This is a genomic window from Actinomycetota bacterium, assembly GCA_023488435.1.
GTDB lineage: Bacteria > Actinomycetota > Coriobacteriia > Anaerosomatales > UBA912 > UBA912.
Genome location: JAMDCK010000027.1, coordinates 1 through 11,097 on the forward strand (window position 1 = coordinate 1; position 11,097 = coordinate 11,097).

14 protein-coding genes are annotated in these 11,097 nt (G+C 63.4%); 4 read left to right on the forward strand and 10 right to left on the reverse strand.

The window, feature by feature from the left end; genetic code table 11:
- From M1617_04085 to M1617_04120, 8 genes are all read right to left on the reverse strand, one after another.
- Positions 1-842: V-type ATP synthase subunit A (locus M1617_04085; protein ID MCL5887470.1), on the reverse strand; the 842-nt coding region annotated here is incomplete at its 3' end.
- On the reverse strand, positions 843-1,175 hold the full coding sequence (locus M1617_04090) for a hypothetical protein (protein MCL5887471.1): 333 nt from the start codon (positions 1,173-1,175) through the stop codon (positions 843-845).
- Complete coding sequence (locus tag M1617_04095; GenBank protein ID MCL5887472.1) at positions 1,172-2,005, reverse strand: V-type ATPase subunit; 834 nt, start codon at positions 2,003-2,005, stop codon at positions 1,172-1,174. Before M1617_04095 ends, M1617_04090 begins: the two co-directional genes overlap by 4 nt.
- Before the next feature lie 2 nt (positions 2,006-2,007).
- Positions 2,008-2,604 carry a hypothetical protein gene (locus M1617_04100; protein ID MCL5887473.1) on the reverse strand — a complete coding sequence of 199 codons (597 nt, stop codon included), beginning with the start codon at positions 2,602-2,604 and terminating at the stop codon, positions 2,008-2,010.
- A 3-nt stretch (positions 2,605-2,607) separates the two neighbouring features.
- The gene (locus M1617_04105) at positions 2,608-3,093 is read right to left on the reverse strand and encodes a V-type ATP synthase subunit K (protein ID MCL5887474.1); all 486 of its coding nucleotides are present in this window, start codon (positions 3,091-3,093) and stop codon (positions 2,608-2,610) included.
- On the reverse strand, positions 3,093-5,084 hold the full coding sequence (locus tag M1617_04110) for a V-type ATP synthase subunit I (protein MCL5887475.1): 1,992 nt from the start codon (positions 5,082-5,084) through the stop codon (positions 3,093-3,095). Before M1617_04110 ends, M1617_04105 begins: the two co-directional genes overlap by 1 nt.
- The gene (locus M1617_04115) at positions 5,081-5,416 is read right to left on the reverse strand and encodes a hypothetical protein (GenBank protein MCL5887476.1); all 336 of its coding nucleotides are present in this window, start codon (positions 5,414-5,416) and stop codon (positions 5,081-5,083) included. Before M1617_04115 ends, M1617_04110 begins: the two co-directional genes overlap by 4 nt.
- A gap of 108 nt (positions 5,417-5,524) precedes the next feature.
- Positions 5,525-5,836: a hypothetical protein gene (locus M1617_04120; protein ID MCL5887477.1), complete on the reverse strand. Its 312-nt coding sequence runs from the start codon at positions 5,834-5,836 to the stop codon at positions 5,525-5,527.
- A gap of 142 nt (positions 5,837-5,978) precedes the next feature.
- Here M1617_04120 and M1617_04125 point away from each other — a divergent pair, with 142 nt between their 5' ends.
- Positions 5,979-6,809 carry a M23 family metallopeptidase gene (locus M1617_04125; GenBank protein MCL5887478.1) on the forward strand — a complete coding sequence of 277 codons (831 nt, stop codon included), beginning with the start codon at positions 5,979-5,981 and terminating at the stop codon, positions 6,807-6,809.
- Positions 6,810-6,858: 49 nt separating this feature from the next.
- Here M1617_04125 and M1617_04130 read toward each other — a convergent pair whose 3' ends face one another.
- On the reverse strand, positions 6,859-7,053 hold the full coding sequence (locus tag M1617_04130) for a DUF951 domain-containing protein (protein ID MCL5887479.1): 195 nt from the start codon (positions 7,051-7,053) through the stop codon (positions 6,859-6,861).
- A 94-nt stretch (positions 7,054-7,147) separates the two neighbouring features.
- Between M1617_04130 and M1617_04135 the strand changes: the two genes are divergently transcribed.
- Together M1617_04135 and M1617_04140 are read left to right on the forward strand one after the other, a co-directional pair.
- Positions 7,148-7,417, forward strand: coding sequence for an ACT domain-containing protein (locus M1617_04135; GenBank protein ID MCL5887480.1), 270 nt, complete (start codon positions 7,148-7,150; stop codon positions 7,415-7,417).
- A gap of 17 nt (positions 7,418-7,434) precedes the next feature.
- On the forward strand, positions 7,435-8,799 hold the full coding sequence (locus M1617_04140) for a PFL family protein (protein MCL5887481.1): 1,365 nt from the start codon (positions 7,435-7,437) through the stop codon (positions 8,797-8,799).
- Positions 8,800-8,836: 37 nt separating this feature from the next.
- Here M1617_04140 and M1617_04145 read toward each other — a convergent pair whose 3' ends face one another.
- A complete protein-coding gene (locus M1617_04145) occupies positions 8,837-10,489 on the reverse strand; it encodes a hypothetical protein (protein MCL5887482.1) in 1,653 nt (550 codons plus the stop codon).
- 321 nt (positions 10,490-10,810) lie between these two features.
- On the opposite strand from M1617_04145, the gene M1617_04150 reads away from it, so the two are divergent.
- A partial coding sequence (locus tag M1617_04150) for a hypothetical protein (GenBank protein MCL5887483.1) occupies positions 10,811-11,097 on the forward strand: 287 nt, incomplete at its 3' end.

Sequence of the window (11,097 nt, forward strand, 5' to 3'; positions counted from 1 at the left end):
CGAGGGTCGATGAGCTCCGGGAACTCCATGAGGACGTCGGTCATTTCGTTGCCGCGCTCACCGCAGCCGATGAAGATGACGATCTCGGCGTTGGACCACTTGGCGATCTGATGCTGCGTGACGGTCTTACCGGCTCCGAACGGTCCCGGAATGCACGCTACACCCCCCTTGAGCAGCGGGAAGAATGTGTCGATCACACGGGTCCCGGTGACGAGCGGTGAAACGACCGGCAACCGCTTGGCGTAAGGCCTGGGCACTCGTACCGGCCACCTCTGCATCAGCGAAAGGTCGCTCGATTCAAGAGTGTGCTCATCGCGGATCTGCCCGATCGTATCGGAGACCGAGTACGAGCCGCTCTCGATCCACTCGATCCGCCCGGTGATTCCAGGAGGAACCATGATCCTGTGACTCACCACCTCGTTCTCTTGTACGACTCCGATCACATCGCCTCCGGTGGCGCGCGCCCCCGCCTTCGCGGTGGCGTGGAAGGACCACTTTCGCTCGCGGTCGAGCGCAAACGCATTCATCCCGCGGGTCAAAAACGCTCCCGCCTGGGCTTCGAGCGCATCGAGCGGACGCTGGACGCCGTCGTAGACTGCGCCAAGCATCCCGGGACCCAGCTCGACCGATAGCGGCGCCCCAGTCGATACCACCGGATGTCCCGGGCCAAGACCCTCCGTCTCCTCGTACACCTGGATCGAACAGCGATCCCTGCGCATCTCGATGATCTCGCCCATGAGTCCCTCTTCGCCCACTCGGACAAGGTCGTACATCTTCGACGTCCCGAGTCCTTCGGCAACCACGAGTGGGCCTGAAACCTTGACGATCCTGCCTTGCTCCATCTAACCAGCCTCTTCCCGAATCGATACCGCCGTTCCCAGTGCCTTCTCGATCGCGCGATCGATCCTGTCCTGTCCTACCCCGCCTCGGCCACCGGTGCCGGAAATCACGGTGACCGCCGGTAGCGGGTTACCCGCAATCGCGGCAACCAGGTCCTTCACGCCTTCGTAGACTCGCTCGGTCACGAGTATCACTGCGTATTCGTCGATGTCCAAGGCCGTCCACGCCTCGCGCGCCTGTTCGGGGATCGCTGCGGGGAACACCTCGAATCCCAGCGATCTGAACGCCCCCGCGCTTATATCCTCGCCGATGACGGCCGCCCTCATCTGCTTCATCTGAAGATCTCCCTGAACCTGGTTCTGAGCAGGTCGCGGGAGACGCCAGCCATCACTCCAGCCAGGAGCGTGCGTACTACGATCATCTCGATGCGCTGCAGGACCACATAGGTGATCACGGGCCCCGCCCCTGCCGCTACCAACGCCGAGGACTCTCGCATCCGCGACGCTACGACCACATCGGCGACCACATCGAAGCGGGCAGGATCGAGGATTTGCTGCGGATCGATTCCTTTGAGGAGATCGAGGGCGGCGAGTTGCGCCGCCACTTCCTCGGCGGGTAGACGATGGAGTGCCACTAGCCGCTCTTGGGTGATCGCACCGGCCGGAACGAACATCTCCGGGTCCCAACTTCCCGCTTCGCCTCTGGCTTTCGATCTCACGAGCACCTTCAGGTTGGCGACGTCAGCCAGCAGAGCGGCAAGCTCGCGCAGGCTGGCGCACCCGCTGGCCTCGGCAGTGGCGACTATCTCCTTGTAGAGTGCGATATCGGCGGCCCACTCGGCGGGGTTCTCGGCAGTTCCATTACGCGCCTCCTGATAGCCATCGAGAAGTGCGAAGAAGCGCGTGATCGGCTCTGGCAGCCCCGACCGCCCCAGCAAGTCGTCGTGCAACTGCAGTCGCACGCGATCCATCGCAGCCTGCAATCCCTCGATGCTGGAGACGCCGTCGAAGTGCCCGCCGTATGGCGTGTCCGACAGGATGCGAAGCTGATCCGAGAAGGTCGCCGCATCCAGTAGCCGCTCGAAGTGCGAGCGCGACAGCAGCCGGGTCTCCCTCACGCGGACTCGGCCCACTGCATGCCCATAACGGAGCGAGTCGCGGACCATGCTCACAATGGCTCCTTACACTCGCTGCCGAAAAGCACCTCGGCTGCTACAGACTCCAGCTGGGACCTCGCCTCGTTCACAATCGTGCTGACTGAGACCTCCACATACATGCGCTCGCCTCGCAGGAGCAAGCCCTTGTCGACCTGATCGGTGACGCCGACCTCCACGTCGCCGCACCCGGCTTCGGCGAGTGTTCGGGCGATCGAGTCCCTGAGCGATCCTGGCTCGCTGGTGCCGACTTCCACGCTCTCGTTGCCCCTCAGTAGCGGGATCGCTCGGGCGCAGAGGATGCCTGCGTATTCGCCCGCATCCCCGAACTCGATGCGTGTGACCGCTTCACGCAGCGCTCTCTCGAGATAGACCCGCTTCTCGGCGATGAGCCTGTCCCGAGCGCGTATCCTTGCCGCAGCCACCATCGCAGCAGCCTCTTCCTCGGCGGCTTTCGTGGCCTTCGCTAGTCGATCTTCGGCGAGTCCGTGTGCGGCGTCACGGGCCGCTTCGAGCGATCTGTCTGCCTCTTCGCGGGCAGCCGAGAGGATCTGCGCAACTTCGGCCTCAGTCTCACTGTCTATGCGGCCCAGGATGTCCTTGAGCGCCATGCGTCATCCAGTCACGATGGTCAGCATCAGCACACTGAGGATGAGCGAGAACACTGCGTAGGTCTCGACGAGCGCAGGGAAGATCAGGGCCTTGCCGGCCTCCTCGTCCCGGCGGGCCACCATCCCCACCGACCCGATCGCGGTAACCCCTTGATAGATGCCTGAGACCAGACAGACGAACGCAACGGGCAAGCACGACAGGAAGACCCTGATGCCTTCGGTCGCGGTCAACGCAGGGTCTCCCTCGAAAAGTCCGATGAAGATGAAGACCAGAAGCGCAGTGATGAAGCCGTAGATGCCCTGCGTTCCTGGCATCGCAGCCAGGGGCAATAGTCGCCCGAACTTACTCGAGTCCTCCGAGACGACCCCGGTTGCTGCGCCACTGACAGCCGCGATGCCTATCGAAGAGCCTATCCCTCCTCCGATTGCAGCCGAGACGGCCCCGAGCAGCGCCCACTCCACTCCCGACATCTGCCAGACGAAATCCATCACGAGGGTTTCCCTCCTTCCTTCCGCACCGCAGCCGGGTGCAGAACAAGCGACTTGGATCTTCGGGAGAATGGCGTGTAATTACTTGTACCAGCCTCATAGAACTTGCCGAAGAACTCCACAAACTGCAGGCGCGCCGAGTGGACGAACGCCCCCAGGATGTTGATGACGATATTGAACGTATGGCCGATGACCAGGATGAGAGCCGCTGCCACCAACCCGATGCCCCAAGGGGCCCCCGAGACCATCTCGGCAAGTGTATTCATGACTTGTCCCACCAGCAGACTCGCAAGCCCCAGTGCCACAAGGCGCGTGTATGACAGGAAGTCCGACAGGTACCCGGTGATCCCATAGAGCCCCACCAGGCCCTTCCCCACGCCGAGAAGTGCTTGCTTGAACTTGCGCGCTATCAGGGACTCGACCACCCGCCCCTTGAGGGCAACGGCAACCGCGCCGATCCATGCAAGCCACATCGCCTGTTGCGTCAGCGCCGCGATCGCTATCGCCGCCAGGAGAAGCAAGCTCGAGATGTCGTCTTGCACCGCCGTGGGCCAATCGCCCGACTTGATCAACCTGTACACGTTGACCAGCACTCCGAAGAGGACATGGACCACACCGATTGCAACGGACGCGACGAGCATCCACACGATATCCCGCAGCGGATCGATGAGCGGCTCGTAGCGAAGGAGTGTCGGCAGGCTTTCGGCAGGCAGGGCGAAGTAGCTCCTTGTAAGCACCCCGATGATGATCGACGCCAGACCACCCGCAATCATCAGGTCCATGAACCGCTTCACGCCGGGCGCGACATCCAGCCGCGACTTCATCAGGTAGCAAGCGATCATCAGGACTGCACCGTAGCCCGCATCGCCGATGCACAATCCGAAGAACAGGAAGAAGAATCCCGCTAGCAGCGGGGTCGGGTCGATGTCTCCATAGCGTGGTCGGCCATAGAGGTCGGTCAATACCTCGAAGGGACGCAGCCATGCCGGATTCTCGAGCGCGACTGGGACGGCATCCGTTTGTTCGGGCGCCTTGAAGACCACTTCGAAGCTTGGGTCGAGCTGCCCGAGGCGCTCCTCGACGGCCTCTCTCATCCGCCCCGGCACCCAACCCTCAAGCGCGAATGCCTGCTCTGTGGCGACGAAGTTGTCCCGGATGGTCAGTGCATCCCGCATGCTGAGCAGCGCCTGAACGCGCCCCACCGCTCGGCCATACTCGGATTCCAGCTCTCGCGCTCGCTGCGTGAGTTCGACTTGCTCTAGGGCAATGTTGCGCAACCCCTCCCGGGCACGCGCAATTTCGGCGGCAGGTCGCCCCTTGAGATAGAGGAACGACGCCTCCTCGAAGCCGTTCGTAGCCAGAACGCTCCGGGCCTCGTCAATGCGATCTTGGTATGCCATGACGACCCAAGCCTCGCGGTCTCCTGCACGCCCCGCCTCGTCCACGGCGACATCCGCCGCCGCCTCACGCAACTCCTGTCGTATCCGCGGTCCGTGTACAAGCGGCACCGTGCCAGCCAGAAATGCGACCCGTCCAGATTCCCTGAGCTGCGATATCTCGACATCGACCGCTTTCCACGGGGCCAGCTCGGCGATCAGATCCTCCAGCCGCGCTCGCTCCCTGTCGATCCTCGCGAGCCTCGCCGCAATCTCTTCGCACTCGCGATACAGCTCCGGAAACCCTTCGTCGAGCCGAAGCGCTTCGTACTCGTCCTCGGTCAGATGGATCTTCTCGGAGATGAAGGCTTTGAAGGGCACATCGGCCACATGGTATCTGCCGAGGAAACCCTCCACGAACTGTGCCCGGGCGATCCGCTCGTCAAGTTCTTGGCAGTGCGACGAGTCAAGAGCGGGTCGATTGATGCCCTCGAGCTCGACATCGAGGCGCGCGATGTCTACGACACCGATATCTTGCAGGAGCGTCACCGTCTCTGCGATCAGCGATCGGTGCCCGATGACCTCGATGCGGAGCATGCTCGCGATCGCCATCATCTACCGCCCGTCAGTTCTAGCACGACTGCGGTCACGGCATCGTCGAATCGGGCCTCGGCCGCCTCGACTAGGGCCGTTAGCTGCGTCTTCGATCGCGCCGACACGATCTCGACCTCGATGTTGGCATCGGTGAGGTTGCGTACCCGGATGGTCTCTGCGGCATCCTCGGCCTGCTTCTCGGCCTCGATGGCGATAAGCTCCGCCTGAGCCCGGGCCCACATGGTATCTGCCGAGGAAACCCTCCACGAACTGTGCCCGGGCGATCCGCTCGTCAAGTTCTTGGCAGTGCGACGAGTCAAGAGCGGGTCGATTGATGCCCTCGAGCTCGACATCGAGGCGCGCGATGTCTACGACACCGATATCTTGCAGGAGCGTCACCGTCTCTGCGATCAGCGATCGGTGCCCGATGACCTCGATGCGGAGCATGCTCGCGATCGCCATCATCTACCGCCCGTCAGTTCTAGCACGACTGCGGTCACGGCATCGTCGAATCGGGCCTCGGCCGCCTCGACTAGGGCCGTTAGCTGCGTCTTCGATCGCGCCGACACGATCTCGACCTCGATGTTGGCATCGGTGAGGTTGCGTACCCGGATGGTCTCTGCGGCATCCTCGGCCTGCTTCTCGGCCTCGATGGCGATAAGCTCCGCCTGAGCCCGGGCCTCCTTCAGCAGGTCCTGTGCGTGCTCTCGCGCTGCCTCAAGCGAGCGGCGTGACGTCGCTTCGGCGCGAAGTATGGTCTCCAGCTTCTCCATGGATCGAAACCCCTGACCCTTGGTGGCTTTCCGGACAAGAGCATCTAGAGGCTACCGGTCCGCCACAGGTATACTGTTCTCCGTCAGCCGCCCGAATCCTTGAAAGGCGTTCGTCATTCCGGAAGGAAACTACATACAAGGCATGGCCGCCGAATCGCGCCGCCTCTCCGCAAGGCGCCACCGCCAGCGGACTGTGCGTGCGCGGCTGATAGCGCTCGCGTTGCTGGTGCTGGCCTCGTCGATCGTGGGGTGGCGCCTAACTGCCGAGGAACCCTCTGCAGCCCCTTCGGCACCCTCGGCGGCGGCTAGCGACCCTAGCCCGAGCATCGACGTCAGCGCCCACGATGCGACCTCGACGCCTCACTTCGCTTCCTACCAGGACCTGAAGCTCTACCTGCCGGTCGAGCCAACGGCACTGGTCGCGATCGCCTACCACCAGGCCTCCGGCAACGTTGCGCAAGCCATCGATTCCCTGCTGCCTGACGCCGACATGACGCTCGCGGCCGCGAACCGCTCTGCGCCACGGCCCACGGTGACCACCTCGGCAGACGGGATCGAGACGCTGCAGGGCCAGGTCCTGCGCATGTGGCGCACCAACCGACGTGGCCCGCCAAACACCGCCGTCGACATCGGCGCAGCCCCCGGGACGACGGTCCTGGCACCGGTGACGGGTCGGGTAGTGGCCATCCAGCCGTATCGGCTGTACGACGCGCACGACGACCACGAGATCCACATCGAGCCTGCTGGACGCCCGGGCGTCAACGTTGTGCTGATACACATCGCTGATCCGCAGGTGTCTGTGGGTGACAGCGTGGTGGGCGGACAGACCCCCATCGCCAAAGTGCGCCTGCTCTCCAACGTGATCGACCACCAGCTCGGCGACTACACAGCGTGCGGCGGAGACCACGTGCACATCCAGGTCAATGCGGTGTCGAGCCCCGGCGACACCCCCGGCGTCGATGGCGGCTCGTGAGCGCGCTCGCAGGTCGCTCTTCGGCAGGCCGCCTTCCCGCCTGCACCCACTATCCGCCGAGGAACCCGCGAAACCTCCGGTCGAACTCCCGGCGCTCCATCATGACCTGCCGATCGCAGCCTGCGCACCGCACCTTGATGTCGGCGCCGACGCGCGTGACCTCCCACTCGTTGGCCCCGCAGGGATGCGGTTTCTTCAGGCGCACCATGTCGCCGATCTTCACTGGTATGATGGGAACAGCCATGGGCCAAGTCCGTCCGGATGTCGTAAGCTGGATGCAACGGGCCGCTTCGCCCGTCCGACAGACATTATATCGATGTGAGGTGTGAGTCATGCATGTGAAGACGGTTCTTTCTGTGCTCGGCAAGGACAGGGTCGGTATCGTCGCGGCGATCTCCGGCGCTTTGGCCGACTCGGGCGCCAACATCGAAGACATCCGCCAGACGATAATCGGCGACATCTTCTCGATGACCATGCTCGTCACCGTCGATGAGGACGCCGCGTCTTTCGAAGCCGTGCAAACGCGCCTGGCCGAGGTCGGAGATGAGCTCGGCATGCAGGTCACTCTACAGCGCGAGGACGTCTTCCACTTCATGCACCGCATCTAACCCGCCGAGGAGGCCGCATGCGCATCACCCCCGAAGAGGTGCTCGAGACGCTACTCATGGTCACGCAGCAGAATCTCGACATCCGCACCGTCACGCTCGGCCTGTCGCTCGACGGCTGCGCGCATCCTGACACCACCAAGCTCGCTGATAACGTGTACTCGCTTGTCTGCCGACGCGCCGAGCGACTCGTCCCCGTCGCCGAGGCGATCTCGCGCGAGTACGGCATCCCGATCGTAAACCGCCGGATCGCCGTGACGCCGATCTCACAGCTCGCGGCGGCATGCGATGCCGAGGACCTCACGGTCGTCGCGCAGGCGATGGATCGCGCGGCGCGCGAGGTGGGCGTCGATTTCATCGGCGGGTTCTCGGCGTTGGTGCACAAGGGCATCGGCGAAGGCGACCGGCGGGTCATCGACTCGATCCCGTCTGCGCTCTCATCGACCGAGCGTGTGTGTGCGTCTGTCAACGTCGCCTCGACCAGGGCCGGCATCAACATGGATGCGGTCCTGCGCATGGCCGAGGTCATCTTAGAAACCGCGCATGCCACCGCCGATAACGACTCCTTCGGCTGCGGCAAGCTCGTCGTCTTCGCGAACATGGTCGAGGACAACCCCTTCATGGCCGGCGCGGTCCACGGCCCCGGAGAGCCGGATTCGGTGATCAACGTCGGCATCAGCGGCCCCGGAGTGGTGCGCGCGGTCGTCGAGTCGCTGCCTGACGACGCCGACCTGACCGCAGTCGCTGAGGCGATCAAGGCCACCGCCTTCAAGATTACGCGGGCTGGTGAACTCATCGCGCGCGAGACCGCCCGCCGACTCGGCGTCGAGATGGGCATCGTCGACCTGTCGCTCGCTCCCACACCCGCGCCCGGCGACAGCGTCGCTGCGATCATCGAGGCGATCGGCGTGAAGCGCTGCGGCGGCCCGGGCACCACCACTGCGCTGGCGCTCCTGAACGACGCCGTCAAGAAGGGGGGCGCGATGGGCACGTCGAGCATCGGCGGCCTCTCAGGCGCATTCATCCCCGTCTCCGAGGACGCCAACATGATCTCCGCCGTCCTCGATGGCGCGCTGACCCTTGCGAAGCTCGAGGCGATGACGTCCGTTTGCTCCGTGGGCCTCGACATGATCGCGATCCCCGGCGATACACCTGCCGAGACGATCGCAGCGATCATCTCGGACGCCTGCGCGATCGGGGTCATCAACAACAAGACGAGCGCGGCGCGACTGATCCCGGCGATCGGCAAAGACGTCGGTGACCTGGTCGAGTACGGGGGCCTGTTCGGATCCGCGCCGGTGATGTCGGTCGGTCCGTGGGCGGGCACCAAGCTTGTCCGCCGAGGCGGCCGCTTTCCGGCGCCCCTGGGGTCGCTGCGTAACTGAGGTCGCCCAACGCCCGAAGCCCCGACCCCGCGTGCCCCTAATGCACCAGCGTGTAGCTGATCGTGACCTCGAGCGGGATCTCAGGGTCGGTCGTCCAGGGTGCTGTGGCCTGCAGGGTGTCGGTGATCGTGGTGTTGCCCGCAGGCATCGAGCGACTTGCATCCCCCGATATCGTGAGACCCATCTCGCTGACCTGTCCCGAGACGACGCGCGTCAGAGTGTAGGGCACGCTCGCTTGGATGACGAGGTCCACCGACCTGGTCGGCGATGGCACCCCAGGCGTCAGTGCCCCGAAATCGACCAGCGCACCAGGAATCGTCAGCGACAGCATCACCCCTGGGTCCACATCGAACTCCAGCCTTTCGATCTCCACGCCGGTAACTACATTGATGAGCGCGACGGCCCACCTCCCTGAGGGAGCGGTCGATGTGATGACATGACTCGCCGAAGCCCGACCGTCCGCGGATACGGTGATCGTGGCGCTCTGTGCGACCTGCGTCCCAGCGGGGTCGAGCCACCTGAGCCGCACCTGCGAGCCCGGCAGCAAGCCCGTCGCCCGCGTGAAGACGGTATCACCCCTGTTGAACAGGTTCGCCGAGACGGTGTGACCGGCATCCCTGTAGGTCCCCAGGTGGATCACGCGCGTAGTGTTGGTGGCTGTGGCCGTGATGGTCGTCCTGGTCGAGTGCCTGGCCCGGAAAGTGGTGACGTCGCTCGACCCGATTGCCGCAGTTGCCGGGGAGGAAACCAGCACCGTGATGCTTCTGCTCGCCCCTCTGGCGAGAAACACCGCCGAGGTTGCAACGCCACTAGCGGTGTCACGGATCTGCAGGCCCCACCCCAGTGACGAGGTGGCCGTCAGATTGAATCTCTCGGTGCCGTTACCGGTGTTCGTGACCGTATGGGTGTAGCTCACGGTGTCTCCCGCAGCTACAGCTCCCGTGTTGTTCGGAGCGACCGTCACGCCGAAGTGGCGCAGGGAGATAACTGGGGCGTTGTCGACATCGGTGATCCTGAGGTCGAAATCGTTCGTTGCGCTGGGCAGAGCAGCAAGCTGGATGTTCACCGGACTGCCAGCAGGAACACCCAGGCGAGTCCATGTGATACGGAACTCGATCTGCGAGCTGACAATGTCCGATGATGCGAAGGAAGCGTCCTCGACCCGAACGGGGGTGCCTATGGTTCCCGGAGGCCTGTTCCCGTCTCCAAGCAACAGGTCTCCAGCCGGATCCTGCGGAATATAGGGCGCCCAAAGAACCCTGTGTTGGCCCCGGTTGCCCCGGAAAGTGATGATGGCCACTGGATCCGTGGCTTGCATCCTTCCATCGCCGTCAAGGTCGATGTGAGCCCTGATGTTCCTCGGCTGATTCAACGACGTCGAGTCAAGCTGAACATAGCCCGATAGGTGCGTGGCATCGAACGTCGCTGCGACCCGCGAGATATCCGCTTGGGTGTGTTGCGGATCAGGGTCAGCGGTTCCGACTGTGTCGTTGCGTGTGTTCTCGGGGCCTGCCAGGACGGTTGTCCAGTCAGTGAAATCACCGTTGATGGTGATGGTCACCGGATGGACCAGTGCTTCTGCGCGATGCAGCGATAAACCGGTCGCCAGAAGCAACAACATAGCCACCACCAAGGCGAATCGCCGTGGCAGGCGGGTCAAGCGGCTATCGGGTTGAATCGACTTCGTCACACGCATCGTCCTTGATTGGAGCAAGCTATATGCCTATGGAGGGCGTCATTTGGACAGTATGAGCCACTACGTATCATCGGAATAATGCAGAGGCGACTTGAAAACCCCCTGCTCAATGCCGTTCATCCCGCTTGGAGTCCGTCTATCCTCGCGCTCCCCTGAGTGGCTGGCGTCGAATAACCGCTCGTCCGGGCATCCGCCCCCTCGTCGATTGTCTATTGTGGGCACCGTCACAACGCCCGATATAACCGGTAGGAATCAGACGGACACCGTGTCCAGTCGAAAAGTGGGCGTCACCAACCGAAAGGAAGTGCAGCAAAGATGAAGACCAAGACGATGATAGTAGCGGCGGTGGCCTTGGCCCTGCTCGCCGGAATGGGTGTGTTCGCGGTGGCGAACACGGTCGAAACTTACATGGGGACCGGAAATCCAGCTGCCGCCTCAGGTACAGTGACAGCGCGTGCCGTAATCAACCCCCGTCTCGAGATGACGATCACGACGCCTAATACGCTCCAGACGGTCGACTTCGGAAATGTCGAGCCCGGCACTACCACGACACGGAGCGTCAGCATTGAAATCAAATCCAACCGTCAGCACACGCTTACTAG